Genomic DNA, 22,060 nt, shown 5'->3' on the forward strand with positions numbered 1-22,060 from the left:
CGATGCTTCATTGAGCCGTTTCCGAGCGGATCATTTCCGCGATGCGCTCGGCAATCATGATGGTCGGGATGTTGGTATTTGCGCACGGAATGGACGGCATCAGCGACGCATCGCAGACCCGCAGGTTCTCGACGCCGTAGACGAGGCCGCTTGAGCCGGTGACGGCATGCGGATTTTCAGGCGCGCCCATCCGGCACGTACCCGATGGGTGCCACGTACCACCGACTGAGCGCGTAACGAATTCGGTCATTGCCTGGTCGTCTCCAAGCAGGGTCTCAAGCGTCACGCCTTGCGTGACGAGTGTCCTGACCAGCCTCGCGCGCCAGGGCCCGGCAATATCCAGCAGCACGCTCAATGCGCCGCGCTGCAAGGCGTTCCGTACGCCGGGCACTGCCACCTTTGCCACACGTGGAGAATAACTGGATGGAAAAAGCGCACCGGCCCACTCTGTCATCGCGGGATCGCTCAGTGCGGTCGCGCCAAAGCGAACCGCGAGCTTGAGCCGGTCAAGATCACGCGCGTCCGACAGCATGTTGAATTCGACTTTCGGCTCATCCCGCGCATCCAATGAAACCAGTGTCACCCGCCCGCGCGAGTAAGACTTGTTGACCCAGAAAAACAGCGTTCCCAGTCGATACCCGATCGAGTGCCAGCCTGAGCGGGAAAGGATCGCGCCGTGCATGTCGCCAGCAACCGTGTCGGGTAATCCTGATGAGAACCGTACGATCGCCTGTTCATGATGTTCCTCCGGAAACCGGGTGCGCGCTGATTTCTTAAGGAACGCGGATACGGCAATCGACGGATGCTCCATCAGGTTGCCGCCGACGCCCGGACGGTCCGCGATCACTTTTATTCCCAGTGCGCGCAGGTCGTCCGCGGGACCGATGCCGCTGCGCAGCAGCATCGCCGGGCTATGGATCGCGCCTGCACAGACGATTACATTGCGTGCCTGGATGACTTCGCCGGAACCCAGCAGCGCGCCGGTTGCGCGCGTGCCGTCAAAGAGAATGCGATCAACGCTTGCGTCTGTCCTGATTGAAAGATTCGAGCGTTGGCGGACTTGATCGGTCAGATAGCAAACCGATGTAGGAATGCGCTCACCTTCATCGCTGACCGCAATCGAACCGATGAACGAGCCATCTTCCCAAGGACCATTCTGATCGCCGCGATTCGGATATCCCGAGCGGTCCAGCACGTTCAGCACCGCACGCACGAAGGGAGAAATCCGGGCGGCCTCAGTGCGCCTGATGCGAACCGGTCCATTTGTACCGTGTAGTTCACCCGTGAAATCGATGTCTGTTTCGAGCTTGCGAAAAGCCGGCAGGCATGCCGCCCAGTTCCATCCGCTGACGCCGAGCGATTCCCATTCATCATAGTCCGCGGGTGCGCCGCGATTGGCCATCAACGCGTTGATCGCGGAACCGCCGCCAAGGAGTCGCGCCTGTTCGTATCGACGAGGCGAAGCGGGCGTGCTCATGCGCGCCGAAAGACGCTTCCAGAGGTTGTTGGTGTCGAGATAGACCCGCCCCGGGTAGCGGCTTCGTATTTCGGCCGGCATGGTCGATGCGGAAATATCGCGACCGGCTTCAACAAGCATCACTTGTCTGCCGGCATCTTCGGAAAGACGCGCGGCCAGCACGCAGCCGGCCGACCCGCCGCCAAGTATGAGAGTGTCGATCACAAGGTATGTGGCGCGTGGAGAAAGGCGAACGCGCCCGGAACACGGGCGCGAGAGAATCCGGACCTACGGACGTCATTGCATGAATTTCAGCCAGCGCGCCTTCGCCTGGATGCCCGGCTCCGAGGCCCACCAGTCTTCCGACATCAGCGCCTGCTTCGCTGCGTTCTCGGGCGAGCTGGGCAGTTCGGCCGCACGCTTCGCGGTGATCTTGCCGGTCTTGAACGCAGCCGGATTGCCCGGACCGTAGTCGATATACAACGGCAGGTTGGCCTGCAGGTCCGGGGACATGGCGGTGTTCAAAAACTGGATCGCGGTCGGCAAATTCGGCGCGTTCTTGAGGATGCACAACTGCGTGTTCTGCAGGATGCCGTCGTTATATGTGAAGGCGACATCGGGATTGTCCTTTTGAACAGCGCTTGCGCGACCGTTCCAGATCATTTCCATATCGACTTCGCCGTCGTGCAGCAACTGTGCCGACTGGCCGCCGGACGTCCACCAGACCGTTATGTCCGGCTTGATCTGATCGAGCTTCTTGAACGCGCGGTCCACGTCGAGCGGATAAAGCTTGTTGCGCGGGACGCCGTCGGCGAGCAGTGCCGCCTCGAGAACGGTTTGCGGATCATTGCGCAATGCGCGCGTGCCGGGGAACGCCTTTACATTCCAGAAATCCGCCCAGCTCTGCGGGACCTTCTTAAGTGACTTCTTGTTGTAGCCAATCACCGTCGAATAAAACTCGTAGGCAACAGAATAGGGCGTGCGGTATTGCTCGGGCATGGCAGCGGCGTTCGGGATCTTCGAGAAGTCGAGTTTTTCCAGAAGACCTTCGCGGCCGCCGCGCAGACAGTTCGCAGTTGGGGTATCGATCACGTCCCAGATTGGCTTGCCGGTTGCGCCCTGGGCTTTGACCGCCGGCCATGCATCGGGGATGCTGTCCTGGTTGACGGTGATGCCGAGCAGCTTTGCGGCAGGGTCCAGAATGGCCTTGGTCTGCGCTTCCTGATAACTGCCGCCCTGCGAGACAAATGTGATCTGACCGGCGGCAAGTGCCGGGACGCTTGAGGCAAGAAATATCGATAGAAACAATGCGACGGGGCGTAGTGGCAGATTTTTCATCGACGTCGGTCCTGGGGTCATTGGAAGGGCAGTTGCGCGGAGTGTTCGATGTAATGATCAAACGTGACACGGTGGCCGGACTCTAGTCGGCCGGTCCTGCCCGCGCTGAGGAAAAATATAGGGCGCCGTTATGGGCGTGGCAACGCCGGAATTGTTTGAGGGGCTATTACATGCGGTTATGTCCGCGGCAGGATTCGCCCTGCGGGTATACCGGGGACTGACGGCCGGCGTCAGAAGCCTTCGGTCATTCGAAGAGGCCCTTCAGGCCTCCCAAGATCAAGCTGCTGTAAATGCCGCAACTTCGTTTGTCAGCACATCGATCGCGCTGCGCACACGCTGGGGCAGATGCGGCGTAGCCGGCCAGATCAAGGAGATGTTCGACACGATAGCGCCTGCGGCCGGGAGCACCTCCACAAGTTCACCGGCGCGAAGCCGGTCACGTACCAGCCAGTGCGCGAGCCAGGCCAAGCCAAAGCCCGCTGCGACAGCATCGGAGATTGCTTCGATATCGTTGAGATTAAGCTTTGCCGGGGGTGGGACGTAACAGGGCGAACCATCCGTCCGTAGAAACGACCACGGCTGTACCCGCCCACTCTGACCATAGGCGATAGCTTGATGAGCGGCGAGATCGGCAAGTGTTTCGGGTGTGCCGTTTTCCTCCAGATAGCGAGCTGACACTCACACCAGCACGCGTTCTATGGCGATGGCGCGGCTCATCAGGCCCGCGCTTTGTCCGAGCGGACCGTTGCCCACGCATAAATCGAATCCGTCGTCGACGAGATCGACCAGCCGGTCGGTGAAATGCATGTCCAGCTCGAGTTTCGGATACTCGAGCAGCTGGCACGGCTATCGTGCCTGATCATATTTCGCTCTGGGGCGCGCTATTGAAGTTCTGACGCGACTTCTCGCAGCAGGTCAACTTGCGGCCCTTGCGCTTGATGCCCGGTGTCCCGTGTCTATTGGCAGGACGCAAGCCGGGAGATATCGATTTCTATATTGTCCGCGAAAACACCGAAGGAGAATATTCGTCGATCGGCGGCGGCATGTTCGAAGGCACCGACCGCTAGTTCGCGGTACAGGAGAGCATATTTACACGCCACGCCACGCCACGGACAGGATTCTGGACTACGCATTCAGGCTTGCGCACAGCCGGCCAAAAAAGGCACCTGACCGCCGCGACCAAGTCGAACGGCATCTCGATCACGATGCCGTATTGGGACGAGCGGGTCGAAGAAGTCGGCAAACGCTACACCGGCGTTCACTGGGACAAATATCACATTGATATTCTGTCGGCGCGTTTCGTGTTGAGTCCGGATCGCTTTGACGTGGTGGTGGCGTCGAATCCGTTCGGCGACATCCTGTCCGATCTGGGACCGGCGTGCGCGGGGACCATCGGCATAGCGCCGTCCGCGAATCTCAAGCCGGAGCGCGATTTTCCTTCGCTATTCGAGCCGGTGCACGGTTCGGCGCCCGACATTTACGGAAAAAACATTGCTAATCCGATCGCGATGATCTGGTCGGGCGCAATGATGTTGAACTTCCTGGGCGATAGCGACAGCGTTTATCGGGAAGCACATGACGCGATTATCCGGGCCATCGAAACCGTGCTGGTCAATGGGCCGCGCACACCGGATCCGGCAGGTACCGCGAGCACGACCGACGTGGGGGCATGGCCATCGCCGCCGCGCTCGAAGCCTGACGAGCGCCTCGACACCGGGTCGCCGGCATGAGGCACGACATGTCTCGCGAACGCACGTAGCGATCCCGGGACGCCAAGCACTATCGATGGATCTTGCCGAACCGGACCACCGTCACGCCGGGACGTAGTTGCCGCAGCGACGGCATCACAAGCACGCAGTCGTCATACGGCGTATGCACAGGCTCGCCGTTCGACCAGCCGATCACGCTGCCCGCTTTCGGAATGACTTCGAGCCCGGTATAAGGCTCGGCAAAGCGGAAGTCCATGCTCGTCGCCACTACGGGTTTGGTGACTTCGATGACACGCATTGCCGGTGGTGGCGGCATGATCCAGTCCGGCGGCAGGTCGGTGGTATCGAGCACGCCGGATGCCGTCAGAAACCGCGCGGTGGCGTCCCGCGCGACCGTGACAGCCGACGGTTCGAAATGCTGCCCACATTCGATCAGCAGGGCATTCTTCGCGCTCGCCGGAACGCCGAATCCTTCGTAATCGCGCATACGCCGGCCTTCTGGATGCCCTTCATCGCACATCACGGTAGCCGGCGCGCCGAGACTCAAGGCGAAATCGGCGCCTTTGGGCAATGGACCGGCGAGCAGCAGCGGGGCACTCTTTTCATGCATCGAATGCAGATCGAGCAACAGATCGACGGTATCGATCACGGGACGCATCTCGCGCGCACGATCCAGCTCGCAGGAACGGCGTGCGTGGTCGTCGAGCACCTGCGCGGTCCACACACGGTTGAAATCCTGATCGACAAAGCGGTTGGCATCCGGGTTCGACGAGTCGAAACGCCCGTAGGCGTTCACGTTCGCGAACGCGAGCGTCAGGCGTCCGCGGCGCGGGCGCACGCCTGCACGTAGCAGCGCGTCGACGACGAGCGCGCCACAGACCTCGTTGCCGTGCGTCAGCGCGTTGACCATCGCGTGCGGGCCTGCGACGCCTGAATCGAACGTATGCACATACGGAATGCCGGTGTTGCTCCGCGCGTGCGTCGCAATGTCCGGAAATTCGACCTGGATTGGATAGATTGCGGCGCTCATTCGAGACCTCCCTGGCACAGGTATTTGATCGATAGATAGTCATCCAGACCATAGCGTGAGCCTTCGCGGCCGTAGCCCGATTCCTTGACGCCGCCGAACGGCGCGGCTTCGCTCGATATCGCCCCCTCGTTGATGCCGACGATGCCCGCTTCGAGCGCGCGCGACACCCGGTCGGTGCGCCGCACGTCCTGACTATAGAAGTAGGCGGCGAGGCCGAACGGCGTGTCGTTGGCGGCGCGCAGGGCGTCTTCCTCGCTGTCGAAGCGGAAGAGCGGCACAACTGGCCCGAAAGTTTCTTCGCAGCACAACTGCATGTCGTCCGTGGCGTTGGCGAGCACGGTCGGCGCGAAATAGTGCGCGCCGCACTCGGGCAGCCGCGTGCCGCCGGTCAGCACGCGAGCGCCCTTTGCAACGGCGTCGTCGACGTGGCGAGCGATCTTGTCGACGGCGCGCGTGTTGATCATCGGTCCGATCTGCGAGGAAGGGTCGGTCGCGGGCCCAACGCGCAGCGCGCCGACCTTGTCGGCGAGCTTGCGCGAGAACGCGTCGTAGACGCCCGCCTGCACGTACACGCGATTCGGGCACACGCACGTCTGGCCGCCGTTGCGGAACTTCGACGCAAGCAGGCCCGAGACCGCGGCATCGATATCGGCGTCATCGAAAACGAGGAACGGGGCGTTGCCGCCCAACTCCAGCGACAACTTCTTCAGCGTTGCCGCCGATTCGCGCGCCAGATACTTGCCGACCGCCGTCGAGCCGGTGAAGGTGATCTTGCGCACGCGGCTGTCTTCGAGCCAGTCGGCTACAGCCGCGATGCCGCGTTCTCGCGATGCGGTGATCAGGTTCAGCACGCCCGCGGGCACGCCGGCCTCCTGCGCGAGCAGCGCAAGCGCGAGCGCGGTGAGCGGCGTATCTTCGGCGGGCTTGCCTACCACCGTGCACCCGGCGGCGAGCGCTGGCGCGATCTTGCGGGCGATCATCGCGAGCGGGAAATTCCACGGCGTGATCGCCGCGACGATGCCGATGGGCTCCTTGACCGCGCTCATGCGCTTGCCACGCTGCTGCGCCGGAATGATGTCGCCATAGATGCGCCGCCCCTCGTCGGCGAACCACGTGACATACGACGCGCCATACGCGACTTCTCCGCGTCCTTCGGCGAGCGGCTTGCCCTGTTCCAGCGAGATCAGTTCGCCGAGCACTTCCTCGTGCGCGACGATGAGGTCATGCCAGCGGTCGAGAATGGCCGCGCGTTCCTTCGGCAAAGTATCGCGCCACGCGGGCAGCGCGCGGGCCGCGGCATCGGTCGCCGCGTGTGCGTCGGCCGGGCCGCTGTCGGCGACTTCGGCGATCGTGTTTCCGGTCCCCGGATCGATGACGGCGAAGCGCGCGCCGTCGGCGGCGGAGAGCCATCGACCATCGATCAGATTGGCGGTCAGGATCAGGTCTTCGAGGCTGAAGCGTCGTGTCATGCGAGTGGTCTCCGATCTATGCGGTAAGGCAGGCGGCGCGCCGGGCTGTCATTCGTCGTCAGGAGTTTCGGCCAGCCCGAAGGGCATCAGGAAGCTGCGCGAAGGTTCCGTCGGCGCATCATGCGACGACGGGCCGGCTGGCACCGAGGGCCGCGCGCACGTCGGGTTGTGCGAGCACGGCGTCGAGGGTCTGTTCGAGTCGTTCGAACAGCAGATCGAAATCGTCCGCTGTGTACGACAGCGCCGGTGCAAAGCCGAGAATGCCGTCGCCGAACGCGCGGAACACGAGACGATTTTCAAATGCCGCGGCGGCGATGCGATCCGGCAGGTTAAGCGAAGCGTCGAAGCGCTGCTTCGTGTGCTTGTCGGCGACAAGTTCGAGCGCGCCGAGCAGGCCGCGATGGCGCGCATCGCCGACCAGCGGATGCGCGAGCAGCGCATCGAGGCCTTGCGCGAAGCGTGGCCCGTGCGCGGCGCCATTCGCGAGCACGCCGCCCTCGTGATAGAGACGTATCACTTCGAGGCCGATTGCGGCGCTCACCGGATGAGCCGAATAGGTCTGACCGTGGCCTACCACCGCATTGTCGCTGGCGATGCCCTGGTACACCGCATCGGACATCAGCACGGCACCCATCGGTGCGTAACCCGATGTGAGGCCTTTGGCAACGGTCATCATATCCGGCTCGACCCCTTCGCCCTGACATGCGAACAGCGGGCCCGTTCGGCCGAAGCCGGTGATCACCTCGTCGGCGACGAACAGGATGCCGAGTTCGCGGCACGCTTTGCGCATCGCCTTCAACCATCCGGTCGGCGGCACGATCACGCCGCCCGACCCCTGGATCGGCTCACAGAAAAAGGCGGCGACGTTGTCCGCGCCGAGCGCGCTAACCTTCGCGCGCAATTCGTTCACCGATGCGTCGATTAGCGCGGTTGGGTCGCCGCCCTGCGCGTGCCGGTAGGCATACGGCGACGAAATGTGATGCTGATGCGGCAGTGGCAAGTCGAAATGCCGGTGAAACGCGGGCAGTGCGGTCAGTCCCGCCCCCACCGACGACGACCCGTGATAGCCGCGTTCGAGCGCGATGAACTGCTTCTTCGACGGCCGGCCTGTCGCGTTGAAATAGTGCGTGATGAAGCGGACGGCCGAATCCACCGCGTCCGAGCCGCCGAGCGTGAAATACACGTGCTGCAGCGACGGCGGCGCAAGCCCGGTCAGCTTTGCGGCCAGCTCGATCGCAGGCTCGGAGGCGAAATGGAAATAGCCGGTCGCATACGGCAGGCGCGCCATCTGCTCCGCGGCCACCTTGACGATGCTGTCGCGTCCGTAGCCGACGTTTACGCACCACAGGCCCGAGAACGCGTCGAGCAGTTCTTCGCCTGCGGCAGTGCGCAGAAACGGACCGCGAGCGGATTCCAGCACGGTCGCGCCGCGTGTCTCGTGCGTGCGGTAGTTGATGACAGGGTGAATCAGATGCTGGCGGTCGGCCTCGATCAGCGAGGCGAGAGGGGACGTGGACATAGCGGACCTCGAACGATGAATCTTCACATGTGAGCGGGTGAAACCGTATCGACCACCGCCAAACGGCGGCGCAAAAGCGTGTCAGCAGGTTTCTTTCGGGCGTTCTACCGCATTTTCCATGCTGCCGCGGCGGTGTATTCACTGCAGCGCCTGATTGATGATCGCGATCTGTCTGAGCGCGGGATCGACGGGCGTCGGCGCGGGCCCCTTGCGGACCATCCGCGTAACGGTATCGACTTTCGCGAGGCCCAATCCTTCGAGCCATCCGGTCAGACCGTGTTCCGTGCCAACGTCGATGCGCACGAACGTACCCTCGTTAAGCGCGAGCCAATAGCTGATCAGCGCCCTGGCGCGCACTCCGCCCGGCGAATCCATAACCACGACCGGACCGATCGCATAGCCGCGACCGAAGCGGCGGAATAGCGCGAAGCCGAGCAACTCGCCGTCGAGATCGAGCGCGATGCCATCCGCGCTGGCGAGAAGCGTCGGCAGGAGCATGCTGCGATCGAGGCCGCTCGCGCGCGACGCGAGTTCGACGAGCCGTAGCGTGTCGCTTGCCCCGATCGGCCGCAGCCGCTCGCCCGGCGGCAGTGGCATCACCGGTGCACGAAAGGCCGTACCCTGGTGCTGATCGGTCGCGTTCTGCATCGCCGCGAAACCGAGCTTCTCGTAGAGCGGCTGACCTTCGCGCGTCGCGTGCAGAAACGTCGTGCGCGGCCCAAGCTCGTCGAGCACGAGCAGCATCAACTGGCGGCCGATGCCGAGGCCCTGGTGGTCGGGCGCCACGATCACCATGCCGAGCGAGGCACTCGCGCTGCCGAATTTCCAGTTCAGGATGGTGCCGACCACCGCGTCGCCGTCGATCGCGACGAAGCCGCTGCCCGCTTGCGCGACGAAGCTCCAGTCTTCGAGCCGATGCGGCCAGCCCACGGCGACCGAAAGTCGATGCGCGGCAGGGATGTCGGCATGCGTGAAGTGACGATAGATGAGCGGGTCGTGAGGCACGTTGAATTCCGATGGCTGACGCGGCGCGTGGAAGAAAGCGATGCAAGGTTCGTCGCACTATAGCAGTTTTCAATATAATGATGAAAAATTGGCGCGATCTTCCTCGCGCGTCATTCATCTACAGGGGTGTCATGCGCGGATCATCACCGAAACAAACGATTCTGTCCGAGCTGGTCCATGCGGATATCGGCACGCGGCTGTCCGTCGGCACCGTCAGTTAGGTGGAGCGTCGCAAGGCAAATCTGTCGATCAGCACGCTCCAACGGCTGCACCGGGCGCTGTCCGTACCGCTGAGCGCGCTGTTCGAAGCGGACGGCACAACCGCCGAGTCCGCCGCCGATGATTTCGTGCGACGCATGCACGGGCGGCCGGTGCTCTCGGTCGCCGATACCGGCATGCTGAAGGAACTTCTGTCGCCGCACTGCGATCGCGATCTGCAGATGATGATCATCACGTTGCTGCGCGATTCGGGCTCCCGGGAGGTGCTGGTCGGCGCCGGCGAGAAAGCGGGGTTGGTGCTCGAAGGCGCAGTCGTGCTGGACCTCGATGGCCATCAAGTCGATCTCGAAGCAGGCGGCAGCTTCCAGTTCCGCAGTACGGCGCCACATCGGGTGCGCAATGAAAGCGATCGCGTCGCGCAGCTGGTGTGGATCATGAACACGCAGCCGCCGATCATTCATCTGTGATCGTCCGTTTTTTTTGACTAGGAATCCGCAGAATATTCATTATAATGAATCTTCTGTTTTCCCAATCAACGATCCGGCCCAGCATGTCCACACCGACACTCGATTTCGAACCCGGCGACGTTCCCCTGCCACAGGGTCATTTCATCGGCGGCTCATTTGTGCCGGGCGGCGAGACGCACATCGACGTTCGCCGTCCCTCCGATGGCGTGCCGCTGGGCTATGTCCCGGATGCCTGCGCCGATACGGTCGACCGCGCGGTGAGCGACGCGTTGAGCGCATGGAAAGCGAGCGGCTGGGGCACGCGGCCGCCACGCGAGCGAGCACGCGTGCTCGCGCGGTGGGCCGATCTGATCGACGCGCACGCTGTGAGCCTCGCGCAACTCGAAACGGTCAGCTCGACGCGCCCGGTCGCGGAAGCGTATGCGTCGGACGTGCCGTTCACCGCCGACGCGATCCGCTTTTTCGCCGAGCTTGCTGACAAACTCGGCGGCGATCTTGCTGCGACGCGCCAGGACAGTCTTGGGTTCATATCTTCGGAGCCCTACGGCGTGGTCGGCGCGATCACGCCGTGGAATTTTCCGCTTTCGATGTGCTCGTGGAAATGCGGCCCGGCGCTCGCCGCCGGCAATGCCGTCGTGCTGAAGCCGTCGGAGATGACGCCATTCTCGACGCTTCGTCTTGCCGAGCTGGCGATCGAGGCGGGCATGCCGCCGGGCGTTTTCAACGTCGTCAATGGTCGCGGCGCGACCACCGGCGCCGCGTTGACACGTCATCCGGACATCGCGAAGGTGAGTTTCACAGGTTCGACACGCACCGGCGTCGCCATCATGACCGAGGCCGCGCAGCACGGCGTCAAACCCGTCACGCTGGAGCTTGGCGGTAAGAGCCCGCAACTGGTATTCGAGCACGTGACGAATCTCGAGCATACGGCGCATTGCATCGCGCGAGGGTTCACGAGCAACGGCGGTCAGGCATGCGTGGCCGGTTCGCGGCTGATCGTGCACAAGCGCGTCGCTGGCCCTCTGCTGGACGCGCTGCAACGGCTGCTCGCGCCGATCGCGCCAGGTCCGGTATGGCGCAGTTCCACACGTTATTCGCCGCTCATCAGCCGCATGCAGGCCGAACGCGTCGAGTCGTTGATCGCGGCGAGCGTCGCGGACGGCGCCGAGGTGATCTATGGCGGCGGCTTCTTCGAAGGCACCGGCGACGGCTATTTCCATCGTCCGACGCTGCTTGCAAATGTGACGGGACGCACGCCGGCGGTGCGCGAGGAAGTGTTCGGCCCGGTGCTGACCGTGCAGACCTTCGAAGATGAAGACGAGGGCATCGCGCTCGCCGCTCATCCCACCTACGGGCTTGCCGCCGGCGTCCATACGAGCGACATCGGCCAGGCGTTGCGCGCGATGCGCCGCATCGCGGCAGGCACGGTCTGGATCAACCGTTACGGCCGCAGCGGCGACCTGATCATTCCGACAGGCGGTTTCCGGCAGTCCGGCATCGGCAAGGATCTCGGCCGCGAGGCGTTGCTCGCGAGCATGCGCCACAAGAGCGTGCTGATCGACTTTGAAGCGCTATAGCCGTATCCCGTTTCGCAATACCCGCATTCATATCCACGACAGACAGGAACGTTCACCATGATCGATTTTGAGCCGAAGTACATTACTTTCGACTGTTACGGCACGCTGACCAACTTCCGGATGGCGGATGTTGCGCGACAGCTCTACGGCGACAAGCTCGACGCGGCGCAGATGGACCGCTTCGTCGAATACTTTCGCGGCTATCGGCTCGATGAGGTGCTGGGGGCGTGGAAGCCCTTTCGCGATGTGGTGGCGAACGCAGTGCGGCGAACCTGCGAGCGTACCGGCATGCCGTACGACGAGGCGACGGCGGCGAAGATTTACGATGCGGTGCCCAAATGGGGCCCGCATCCGGACGTGCCGGAGGGACTTGCCCGGCTCGCGAAAAAGTATCGGCTCGTGATCCTGTCGAACGCCGCGGACGAGCAGATCGACAGCAACGTCGCGAAACTCGGCGCGCCGTTCTATCGCGTCTATACCGCCCAGCAGGCGCAGGCGTACAAGCCGTTGCAGAAGGCGTTCGAGTACATGTTCGCGCAACTCGACTGCAATCCGGAAGACGTGCTGCACGTATCGTCGAGCTTTCGCTACGATCTGATGACTGCCTACGACATGGGTATCAGGCACAAGGCGTTCGTCAATCGCCGGCATGAACCATTGAATCCGTACTACGGCGTCACCGAAGTATCTGGCATTCCTGATCTTGCGTCGCAGCTTGGTCTCTAGAACGCAGGCAGGACACTTCGAACCCTTTCTGGAATGTGCGATCCGATGAAGCTTGAATCCTACTGGCTCGACACCGCGCCGCGTTTTTCGAGCGGCACCGACGAGCCGCTCGGCGCGCGCGTCGACGTTGCGGTGATTGGCGGCGGCTTCACCGGGCTGTCGGCGGCACTCGCGCTCGCGCGGCGCGGCGCGTCGGTGATCGTGCTGGAGGCGCAGCGGCTGGCGAGCGAGGCGTCGGGCCGCAACGGCGGCCATTGCAGCACCGGCACCGCGCAGGACTTCGGCGCGTTGAGCGCACGCTACGGCAACGAGCACGCGGCGGCGTTCTACCGTGCGTTCGCGGATGCGGTCGATACGGTTCGTTCGGTCGTCGCCGAAGAGAGCATCGACTGCGATCTGCGCGAGAGCGGCAAGATCAAGCTCGCCGCCAAGCCGCATCATTTCGCGGCGCTGGAAAAGACTTATGAGCTACTACGCCGCAGCGTGGATCCGGACGTGGCACTCGTGCCGCGCGAACGCATCCGCGACGAGATCGCTTCCGACAGCTTCTTCGGCGGACTCGTGCAGCGCAACGGTTTGCAGATGCATATCGGCAAGTTCGGTGTCGGGCTCGCCGAAGCGGCGGCCCGACATGGCGCGCGCATTTTCGAGGACACTCCCGTTACCGCGCTCAAGCCGCTCGGCGGTACGGCGTTCGACGTGCATTGCCCGCGCGGCAGCGTGCGCGCCGAACGTGTGCTGATCGCCACCGGCGCGTCGCAAAAAGGGCCGCTGCAATGGTTTCGCCGGCGTCTAGCGCCGGTCGGCAGTTTTATCCTCGCGACTGAGCCGCTCGGCCGCGAGCGTCTCGACGCGCTGTTGCCGACACGCCGCTCATACGTGACGAGCCGCACGATCGGCAATTACTTTCGGCCGTCGCCGGATGGTCGTCTGCTGTTCGGTGGACGCGCGCGCTTTGCACTGTCGAATCCGCGCTCGGACGAGAAAAGCGGGCGCATTCTGCTGGCGTCGCTCGCGCAATATTTGCCTCAGCTCGCCGACGTGCGCATCGACTATTGCTGGGGCGGCCTCGTCGACATGACCGCAGACCGGCTGCCGCGTGCAGGGCAGCACGAGGGGCTGTTCTATTCGATGGGCTATAGCGGTCATGGCGTGCAGATGTCGGTGCACATGGGCCGCGTAATGGCCGACGTGATGCTCGGGGACGCCACGCGCAATCCGTGGCGCGTGCTCGACTGGCCCGCAATTCCCGGTCATTTCGGGCATGCATGGTTTCTGCCGCTGGTTGGCGCGTATTACCGCGTGCAGGACATCCTGCGTTGACGCGCGTGTGAGCATGGCCCCGCTGCACGTCGCACGACGAATGCAGCGGGATGGGCCATGCCGTCGGCCGCAGCCGATATAGCCTTCTCCTTCCTGTCGTTTTCCCTGAATCGACGCCGCCCAGCGTCCGGGTCCGATCGCGCGCATCCGGCGAGCTGATTCGGAATACTGAAATACCCTGGAACCCATTGGTTTCGACGTTTTTCAGATTCCCGGCGGTTTCGCTTGACAGTCAATTTTCAGCTTGTTTCAATAAAATGAAATTGGCGCCGACGACATACATTGTGCGTGTCGCAAGGCTCCGTGCGTGACGGTTCGTCCGTCGCATTTCTCATGCTGTCCAGGAACGGCATTTCCAGGGAGCGGCTCATGCCATTGATCGTCGGTCGGAAGCAGATTTTCGCGGGTTTGGCGCTGTTGCCGATCTGTGCGCTGTCGCATGCGCAAAGCAGCGTCACGTTGTACGGAATCGTCGATGCCGGACTGACGTACGCATCGAACATATCAGGGTCGGCGCGGTATACGCTGTCGAGCGGAAACGGTGCGGGCAACCGTTGGGGCTTGCGCGGCAACGAGGATCTTGGCGGCGGTATGAGTGCCGTCTTCGATGTCGAGAACGGCTTCAGCATGGCCACCGGTGCGATCGGGCAGGGCGGCACGTTCTTTGGCCGGCAGGCGTACGTCGGGCTGTCGAGTCCCCACGGCACGTTGACGATGGGCAGGCACACCGTCCCGTCAACGGACTATGTGATGCCGTTCTCGTCGGGATCGAGCTGGGCCGGTTCGGGTGTCGGTTACGGCGTGCATATGGGCGACGTCGACAATCTCGACGGCACGAGTCGTGCGAATAATTCGATCAAGTACATCAGCAGGAACTATTCGGGTTTTTCGTTCAGCGGTCTCTATAGTTTCGGTGGCGTGGCGGGTGACTTCTCGCGCAACCAGATCTATTCGGTGGGCGCTGCCTACTCGGCTGGTCCCGTGAAGGTCGCGGCGGGTTATCTATTGGCACGAAATCCTAATTTTTCGTTCTTCGGAAACAACGTGGCGTCGAGTACCACCGGCAACAACATGACCGGCAGTCCGACATTTGCCGGTTATGCGACGGCGCGCTCACAGCAGATTATCGTGGCGGGCGCCTCGTACCAGCTGGGGTCGTTCACCGTCGCGACAGTCTATAGCAACGTGCAGTTCAAGGGGCTCGGAGAAACGGCCATCGCGGGCCTCACGCCGGCCGAAGCCGCGTTGCGTGGCACCGCAACCTTCAACACCGGCGAGCTGAACCTCAAATATTTCGTGACGCCGACGTTGATGGTCGGCACGGCGTACAACTACACGAAGGTCACTGGCGGCGGTCCGTCGTCCAACTATCAGCAAGTGAATCTCGGTGCGCTGTATTTCCTGTCGAAAACCACGGACCTGTACGCGCTCGGTTTCTATCAGTGGGCGGGCGGCGTGAACTCGACGGGTGCGCCGGCCGTGGCGTCGATCGGTGGCGCGGCTTCATCGAGCAAGAACACACAAGGCGTGATCGTACTGGGCATTGAGAAGAAATTCTGAATGGCGCACACGATATCCCGGCAGAGGATGCGAACGAATTGGTGCATTGGTTGAGCGCGCGGGACAATAAGCATTTTGATGAAAGGGATTGCCGTTATGAAGATGAGTCTGAACTGCGTGTGCCGCGTGTCTCTTCCGGGGACGCCCGAGTGAGTACCGCAGACAGTTTTGACTTCGCCGTGATCGGGGGGGGACTGGTGGGCACTTCGCTCGCATACGGGCTGGCGCGGCGTGACAGGCGTGTCGTCGTGCTCGACGAGGGCGACGACGCGTTTCGCGCCGCGCGCGGCAATTTCGGCCTTGTGTGGGTGCAGAGCAAGGGTTACCAGTTCGCGCCGTATGCATCGTGGACTCGGCAGTCGAGCACGTTATGGCCGATGCTTGCGCAAAGCCTCTACGCCGAAACCGGCGTGGACGTGCAGTTGCAGCAGCGCGGAGCATTCCATCTATGCTTCACGGAGGCGGACATCGCCGAGCGCGTCAAGCGACTCGAATGGGTGCGCTCGGCGATCGGCGGCGACTACCCGTTCGAAATACTGAAACGCGATGCGCTGAAAGCGCGGTTGCCGCAGATCGGTCCTGACGTGTTCGGCGCGGCTTTCTCGCCAATGGACGGCCATGTGAATCCGCTCAAACTTCTGCGTGCGCTGCATACAGCATGTCAGGGGCGCGGCGTGACGATGCGCAATGGCACCCATGTCGACGATATCGTGTACGACGCTGGCCGCTTTCATCTGGGGACGAAGACTGGCGAACTCGTCGCGAACCGGATCGTGCTCGCCGCAGGGCTCGGCAATTGCCGGCTGGCCGAGCGCGTCGGCCTGAATGCGCCGGTCAGGCCGAACCGCGGGCAGGTTCTCGTCACCGAGCGCATTGCGCCGGTGTTGCCGTGTGCGACCGCATTCGTTCGCCAGACCGATGAGGGTTCAATCCAGATCGGCGATTCGATGGAGGACGTCGGCTTCGACGATTCCACGCATCCCGACGTGCTGAAGGCGATCGCGAAGAGCGCGGTGCGCCAGTTCCCGTTTATCGCAAAGCTGCGGCTCGTCCGCGCCTGGGGTGCGCTGCGCGTGATGAGTCCCGACGGCTATCCGATCTATGAGGAGTCGACACGATACCCCGGCGCGTTTCTCGTCACGTGCCATAGCGGCGTGACGCTCGCCGGCGCCCATGCACTGGCGCTCACGCCGTGGCTCATGGGTGAAGCGACGCTGCCCGACATAGATGCATTTTCCGGCGCGCGGTTCGCGGCCGGAAAAGAGAGTGCTGCACATGCCCATTGATACGCGTTCGCCCTTGTTCCAGCCGCTGTCCGGCGTGGCCTGCCCGAAGGTGATGATCGAATACGACGGAGTGCCGGTGCAGGTGATCGCAGGTATTTCGGTTGCCGCCGCACTGCTTGAGGCGGGCGTGCGCGAGTTCCGGCGCAGCATCGTCGGCAATATGCCGCGCGCCCCGTACTGCATGATGGGCGTGTGCTTCGAGTGCTTCGTCGAGATCGACGGCGTGCCGAATCGTCAGAGCTGCATGACGCCTGTGCGCGCGGGTATGTGCATCCGCAGGCAAGATGGCGCACCGGACCATTCGGGCGACGGCGACGGAGACCGCGCATGAACGGCCCCGCTATGGATATGACGAAGAACGTCGATACCTTCGATCTCGCGATTGTCGGCAGCGGGCCGGCGGGCATGGCGGCGGCGACGACGGCGGCGTCGCTTGGTTTGAGCGTCGTCGTGCTCGACGAGCAGGACGCACCCGGCGGTCAAATCTACCGTTCGATCACGCAGGCAGACGATGCGCAGCGTGCCCGGCTCGGTCCCGACTACGCTGGCGGCGCGCGTCTTGTCGCCGCTCTGAAACACGACGCGATTCGCTACGAGCCGGGCGCGGCGGTATGGAACGTGTCGCGCGACCGACGCATCGACTATCTGCGAAGCGGCGAATCACGGCAGCTGAACGCGCGCCGCATCTTGCTATGCGCGGGCGCGATGGAGCGACCGTTTCCGGTTCCAGGCTGGGATTTGCCCGGCGTGATGTCGGCGGGCGCCGCGCAGATCGCGTTGAAAAGCGCGCACCTGGTACCGGCCGATCCGGTCGTGCTGGCGGGCTGCGGCCCGTTGCTGTTGCTGCTCGCGTCGCAGTACCTTGCGGCGGGTGTGCCGATTCGCGCGATCGTCGATACGACATCGTCCGACGACTATCGTCGCGCGCTCGCGCACGTGTCCAGTGCGCTGATGGGCTGGCCGTTCGTGCGCAAGGGCCTCGCGATGCTGCGCATGATCCGCCGTGCGGGCGTCGCGCACTACACCGGCGCGGCCCAACTGGCGATCGAGGCCGACGAGGGCGGCGATGCCAGCGGTACCGGCGCAAGCGCAGCCGTGAGCCGGGTCGCCCGTGCGCTGTGCTTCGTCAGCCACGGTAAAGCGCAGCGCATCGAATCGAATCTGATTCTGTTGCATCAAGGCGTCGTGCCGAATACGCAGTTCAGTTGGGCGCTGCGCGTGCCGCATCGTTGGGACGACGGACAGTTGTGCTGGCTGCCCGAACTCGACGCCTGGGGCGAGGCCGCCGACCTGGGCATCTTCATCGCGGGCGATGGCGCTCGGATCGTCGGTGCGCAAGCATCGGAAGAGCAGGGGCGGCTCGCCGCGCTCGCCGCCGCATGCGGCATCGGCCGTATCGATGCGGCAGAACGAGATCGTCTCGCCGCGCCAGTCCGGCAGGCGCTGCGTCGTCTGACGCGCATCCGCCCGTTCCTCGATGCGCTGTACCGCCCGAAGCGCGAACACCGCATTCCCGCTGACGATGTGATCGTATGCCGCTGCGAAGAGGTCACGGCCGGTCAGCTTCGCAGCATCGTCGCGCTGGGCGTGCAGGGCCCGAATCAGACTAAGGCGTTCAGCCGCTGCGGAATGGGGCCGTGCCAGGGCCGCCTGTGCGGATTGACTGTCAGCGAAGTCATTGCCGACCGGCGGGGCGTAGCGGTCGATCAGGTCGGCTATTACCGGATTCGTCCGCCGATCAAACCAGTCTCGATCGGCGAACTCGCGGGGAATTGACGTGCGTGTCGCGTCTATCCCCGTTTCTTTCCTGAGGATATGTGATGAGCAACATCGAGCGTAAGCAGACCAACAGCCGACTGTCGAGAATTGTCGTGCACAACCATACCGTCTATGTCGCGGGCACGACAGCCGACAAGCGTCCGAGCGATGCCGAGGAGCAGACCGCCGAGATACTGCAGAAAATCGACGGCTATCTGGCGACTGTGGGCACCGACAAGACGCGGCTGCTGTCGGCCCAGGTGTGGATCGCCGACATGCAGGAGGATTTCGCCGGCATGAACCGGGCGTGGGAACGCTGGGTGCCGCAGGGCATGGCGCCAACGCGTGCGACCTGTGCGGTGGGGCTCGGCGCGCCGGATACGCGCGTCGAGATCCTGATCACCGCGGCCGTGTGATCGACCGCGCGTGTTCTTCCGTTGTTAATTTTTTGAGGACGATACCATGGCGAGCTATGTCACTCCGACGTTTCGGCCGCTGATCAGTTCGTCGAAGTTTTCGGTATCCGCGGGGCATTATCTCGCGGCGCAGGCGGGAATGCGGATTCTGCACAAGGGCGGCAACGCGATCGACGCGGGCGTCGCGGCGGGAATCTGCATTAACGTCACGCAGCCGGACCTGACCAACTTCGGCGGCGTTGCGCCGATCATCATCTATCTGGCGAAGACGCAGGAGGTGGTGACGATCTCGGGGCTTGGACGCTGGCCGAAGAAGGCGACGCTTGAACACTTTCGCGACGAGCTTGGCGGAGATATTCCGCTTGGCGTGAAGAACGCGATCGTGCCGTCCGCTTGCGACGCGTGGCTCACGGCGCTGGCGCGTTTCGGCACGATGACGGTCGCCGATGTGCTGGAGCCGGCGCTCGAACTCGCGACCGACGGTTATCCGGTGAGCCCCCTCATGTCGCACATGTTGGTCGGTGTGCATCAGAACATCCAGCAGTGGCCGTCGTCACGCGAATACGTGCGCGAAGACGGCAAGCCGTTCCAGCCCGGCGACACGATCCGGCAGCCGACGCTCGCCAGGACGTTTCGAGCGCTCATCGACACCGAACGGGCCGCGTCGAGCCGTGGCCGGGCCGACGCAATCATGGCGGCACGCGACCTGTTCTACAAGGGCGAGATTGCCGAAAAGATGGCACGTTTCTCACGCGAGCAGGGCGGCTTTCTCGACTATGACGATCTCGCCGAGTTCGCCGTCGCCGTCGAGCCTGCTGTGAAGACCCGTTATCGCGGTTACGACGTGTACGCGTGCGGACCGTGGTGCCAGGGGCCGGTCGTGCCGCAGACGCTGAATATCCTCGAACATTTCGATCTCGCGTCGTACGGCCACAACTCGCCCGAGTCGCTGCACCTGATCATCGAGGCATTGAAGGCGAGCTTCAGCGATCGCCATGCGTTCTACGGCGATCCGGATTTCGTCGATGTACCGATCAACGGCTTGCTGAACAAGGAGTACGCGCGCGATTGGGCCGGGCGCATTTTGATGAACGCGGCATGGAACGAAATGCCGCAGCCCGGAGATCCGTGGAAGTACGAAGGACGCAGCCCGGGGGCGATGGCGCAGCATGAAGAGCCCAAACCCGGACCGCTCGGCACCGACACAAGCTGCCTGAGCGTCGTCGACGCGGAGGGCAACGGCTTTTCGGCGACGCCGTCCGATGGCGTGCGTTATACGCCGGTGGTGCCGGACGTCGGCGTCGTGCTGTCGCCGCGCGGCTATCAGAGCTGGCTCGATCCACGTCATCCGTCGTCGCTGGCGCCGGGCAAGCGACCGCGCCTCACGCCCAACCCCGGGTTGATGCTGAAAGACGGCAAGCTCGCAATGGTGTTCGGCACCCCCGGCCTCGACGTGCAGCCGCAAGCGATGACACAGCTGATCGTCAACGTCGTCGATTACGGCATGGACCCGCAGCGCGCGATCGAAGCGCCGCGCGTAGCGACGTTTAATTTTCCCGAGACACAGCATCCGCATCACTACAACCCGGGCGCGCTGTTCGCGGAAGGACGCATTGCCGATGCGACATTTCAGGCGCTCTCGGCGAAAGGGCATCGCCCCACGAAATGGCCGGATTTCATCGCGACGGCCGGTGCGCTGTGCGCGATCCGCGTCGGTTCGGAGCATGGACGGCTTGCTGCGGGCGCCGATCCACGGCGCACCGCGTATGCAATGGGATGGTAAGCGCGGGCTACCGCTCGAAGAACACCAAGGGAAACGTCATGACCAGAATCTTCAGACGCCTGAATGATCAGCAACTGTCTCTTGCGCGCGTGATCATGGCGAGCTTTGCTGGCAGCACCATCGAATGGTACGACTTCGGGTTGTTCAGCGCGTCGTCGGCGTTGGTGTTCAACCGGATTTTCTTCGCCAACCTCAGCCCGTTGATCGGCCTGCTGCTGTCGCTGCTCACGTTCGCAATCGGCTACATTGCGCGGCCGGTCGGCGGCATCGTGTTCGGTCATTTCGGCGATCGCATCGGCCGCAAGCCGGTCCTGATTGTCAGCTTCATGATGATGGGCATCGCGACGGTACTGATCGGTTGTCTGCCCGGTTACGGGACGATTGGCGTATTTGCCCCGATCGCGCTGATCATGCTGCGTGTCGTTCAGGGGATCGGGGTCGGCGGCGAATACGGCGGCGCGGCGCTGCTCGTTACTGAAAGCTGTCCGCCTAATCGTCGCGGGCTGTTCTCGTCGGCGGCGATGATCGGCAATGCGGCGGGTGGCATTCTCGGCACGGGCGTGTTCAGTCTGTTCGCGATGCTGCCGCGCGAACAGTTTCTCGAGTGGGGGTGGCGCGTTCCGTATCTGCTGAGCGTGATTCTCCTGTTCATCGGCCTGTGGCTGCGCATGCAGGTCGACGAAACCTCGGCGTTCAAGCAGATCGCGCGTGTCAACAGGGTGCTGCGGCTACCGCTTGCGCAGGTGTTGCGATTCGACCTGAAACGTGTGTTGTTGGTGTGCGGCGCTCGGTCCGGCGAGACGATGCAGTACACGGTGATTTCCGTCTTTTCGCTCAGCTATGCGACAAAGTTCCTCGGCGTGCATCCGTCGCTGTATCTGTCGGCGCTGAGTTTTTCCGGACTCGTGCAGATTTTCGTGATGCCGTTCGCCGGCGCGATGTCCGACCGCTTCGGGCGCCGGTCTATCGGCATCCTTGCCGGAGTCGCGACGGTATTGTGCGGCAGCGCCTTCATTCCGCTGATGACGGCAGGATCGAACGTATTGGTCGTGATCGCTGTGGTGTCGATGATCGGCGTCTCGGCGGGGATCGGCAACTCGCTGCCGAGCGCATATTTCCCTGAGTTGTTCGACGTGCGTGTGCGTTACACCGCAATATCGGTCGGCTATCAGTTGGGGACCGTGTTTGGTGGTCTCACGCCAGCGTTTTGCACGGTGCTTTTCATGTACTTAGGCATCAATGCGATTCTCGCGTATCTTGCGGGGTCAGGCTTGCTGGTTCTAATCTGCTACCTGTTGCTGCCGGAGACGCTCGACACGCGCAATCCCGCATCATCGTCTATTCCGATTGCGAACATGGGCGATGAGTGACGGCGGTTTGCCTCAGCACTGGTCAATCAGCAAGATTGTCGATCAAATT

Annotated in this window: 19 protein-coding genes and 1 pseudogene; 12 read left to right on the top strand and 8 right to left on the bottom strand. The window is 63.1% G+C overall.

What is annotated here, in order from left to right; translation table 11 throughout:
• Window positions 1-7: 7 nt before the first annotated feature.
• From AWB64_RS23820 to AWB64_RS32565, 4 genes are all read right to left on the bottom strand, one after another.
• The gene (locus tag AWB64_RS23820) at window positions 8-1,681 is read right to left on the bottom strand and encodes a GMC family oxidoreductase (protein WP_060857906.1); all 1,674 of its coding nucleotides are present in this window, start codon (window positions 1,679-1,681) and stop codon (window positions 8-10) included.
• Between the two features lie 72 nt (window positions 1,682-1,753).
• Window positions 1,754-2,794, bottom strand: coding sequence for an ABC transporter substrate-binding protein (locus tag AWB64_RS23825; protein WP_060857907.1), 1,041 nt, complete (start codon window positions 2,792-2,794; stop codon window positions 1,754-1,756).
• Between the two features lie 276 nt (window positions 2,795-3,070).
• A complete protein-coding gene (locus tag AWB64_RS23830) occupies window positions 3,071-3,472 on the bottom strand; it encodes a LysR substrate-binding domain-containing protein (RefSeq protein ID WP_060857908.1) in 402 nt (133 codons plus the stop codon).
• Entirely contained in the window at window positions 3,473-3,601 is a 129-nt protein-coding gene (locus tag AWB64_RS32565; RefSeq protein WP_157766689.1) for a hypothetical protein, read from the bottom strand.
• Window positions 3,602-3,639: 38 nt separating this feature from the next.
• Between AWB64_RS32565 and AWB64_RS23835 the strand changes: the two are divergent.
• Window positions 3,640-4,493, top strand: a pseudogene (locus tag AWB64_RS23835) (isocitrate/isopropylmalate family dehydrogenase); the annotation flags it as partial.
• Between the two features lie 80 nt (window positions 4,494-4,573).
• Here AWB64_RS23835 and AWB64_RS23840 read toward each other — a convergent pair.
• From AWB64_RS23840 to AWB64_RS23855, 4 genes are all read right to left on the bottom strand, one after another.
• Window positions 4,574-5,533, bottom strand: coding sequence for a M14 family metallopeptidase (locus AWB64_RS23840; protein WP_060857909.1), 960 nt, complete (start codon window positions 5,531-5,533; stop codon window positions 4,574-4,576).
• Window positions 5,530-7,002: an NAD-dependent succinate-semialdehyde dehydrogenase gene (locus AWB64_RS23845; protein WP_060857910.1), complete on the bottom strand. Its 1,473-nt coding sequence runs from the start codon at window positions 7,000-7,002 to the stop codon at window positions 5,530-5,532. The genes AWB64_RS23840 and AWB64_RS23845 overlap by 4 nt, the downstream gene beginning before the upstream one ends.
• 118 nt (window positions 7,003-7,120) lie before the next feature.
• Window positions 7,121-8,521: an aspartate aminotransferase family protein gene (locus AWB64_RS23850; protein WP_060857911.1), complete on the bottom strand. Its 1,401-nt coding sequence runs from the start codon at window positions 8,519-8,521 to the stop codon at window positions 7,121-7,123.
• Between the two features lie 138 nt (window positions 8,522-8,659).
• Window positions 8,660-9,526 carry a GNAT family N-acetyltransferase gene (locus AWB64_RS23855; RefSeq protein ID WP_082850612.1) on the bottom strand — a complete coding sequence of 289 codons (867 nt, stop codon included), beginning with the start codon at window positions 9,524-9,526 and terminating at the stop codon, window positions 8,660-8,662.
• A gap of 221 nt (window positions 9,527-9,747) precedes the next feature.
• Between AWB64_RS23855 and AWB64_RS23860 the strand changes: the two genes are divergently transcribed.
• From AWB64_RS23860 to AWB64_RS23910, 11 genes are all read left to right on the top strand, one after another.
• Window positions 9,748-10,212, top strand: a complete 465-nt coding sequence (locus tag AWB64_RS23860; RefSeq protein ID WP_244164185.1) for a cupin domain-containing protein — start codon at window positions 9,748-9,750, stop codon at window positions 10,210-10,212.
• 83 nt (window positions 10,213-10,295) lie between these two features.
• Entirely contained in the window at window positions 10,296-11,789 is a 1,494-nt protein-coding gene (locus AWB64_RS23865) for an aldehyde dehydrogenase family protein (protein WP_060857913.1), read from the top strand.
• 57 nt (window positions 11,790-11,846) lie between these two features.
• Complete coding sequence (locus AWB64_RS23870; protein WP_060857914.1) at window positions 11,847-12,515, top strand: haloacid dehalogenase type II; 669 nt, start codon at window positions 11,847-11,849, stop codon at window positions 12,513-12,515.
• Window positions 12,516-12,560: 45 nt separating this feature from the next.
• Window positions 12,561-13,838: an NAD(P)/FAD-dependent oxidoreductase gene (locus AWB64_RS23875; RefSeq protein WP_060857964.1), complete on the top strand. Its 1,278-nt coding sequence runs from the start codon at window positions 12,561-12,563 to the stop codon at window positions 13,836-13,838.
• A gap of 369 nt (window positions 13,839-14,207) precedes the next feature.
• Entirely contained in the window at window positions 14,208-15,398 is a 1,191-nt protein-coding gene (locus tag AWB64_RS23880; RefSeq protein WP_082850613.1) for a porin, read from the top strand.
• Window positions 15,399-15,547: 149 nt separating this feature from the next.
• Window positions 15,548-16,684, top strand: coding sequence for an NAD(P)/FAD-dependent oxidoreductase (locus AWB64_RS23885; protein ID WP_208603309.1), 1,137 nt, complete (start codon window positions 15,548-15,550; stop codon window positions 16,682-16,684).
• Window positions 16,674-17,015 (top strand): (2Fe-2S)-binding protein, encoded by a 342-nt coding sequence (locus tag AWB64_RS23890; protein ID WP_060857967.1) that lies wholly within the window; start codon window positions 16,674-16,676, stop codon window positions 17,013-17,015. Before AWB64_RS23885 ends, AWB64_RS23890 begins: the two co-directional genes overlap by 11 nt.
• A gap of 11 nt (window positions 17,016-17,026) precedes the next feature.
• Window positions 17,027-18,460 (top strand): FAD/NAD(P)-dependent oxidoreductase, encoded by a 1,434-nt coding sequence (locus AWB64_RS23895; protein WP_445343913.1) that lies wholly within the window; start codon window positions 17,027-17,029, stop codon window positions 18,458-18,460.
• Between the two features lie 44 nt (window positions 18,461-18,504).
• On the top strand, window positions 18,505-18,858 hold the full coding sequence (locus AWB64_RS23900) for a RidA family protein (protein WP_060857915.1): 354 nt from the start codon (window positions 18,505-18,507) through the stop codon (window positions 18,856-18,858).
• 46 nt (window positions 18,859-18,904) lie between these two features.
• Window positions 18,905-20,641, top strand: a complete 1,737-nt coding sequence (locus AWB64_RS23905) for a gamma-glutamyltransferase family protein (protein ID WP_060857916.1) — start codon at window positions 18,905-18,907, stop codon at window positions 20,639-20,641.
• Between the two features lie 38 nt (window positions 20,642-20,679).
• Window positions 20,680-22,011, top strand: a complete 1,332-nt coding sequence (locus tag AWB64_RS23910; protein ID WP_167353943.1) for an MFS transporter — start codon at window positions 20,680-20,682, stop codon at window positions 22,009-22,011.
• Window positions 22,012-22,060 lie beyond the last annotated feature (49 nt).

The organism is Caballeronia sordidicola, from assembly GCF_001544455.2.
In the GTDB taxonomy this organism is placed as follows: Bacteria; Pseudomonadota; Gammaproteobacteria; order Burkholderiales; family Burkholderiaceae; genus Caballeronia; species Caballeronia sordidicola.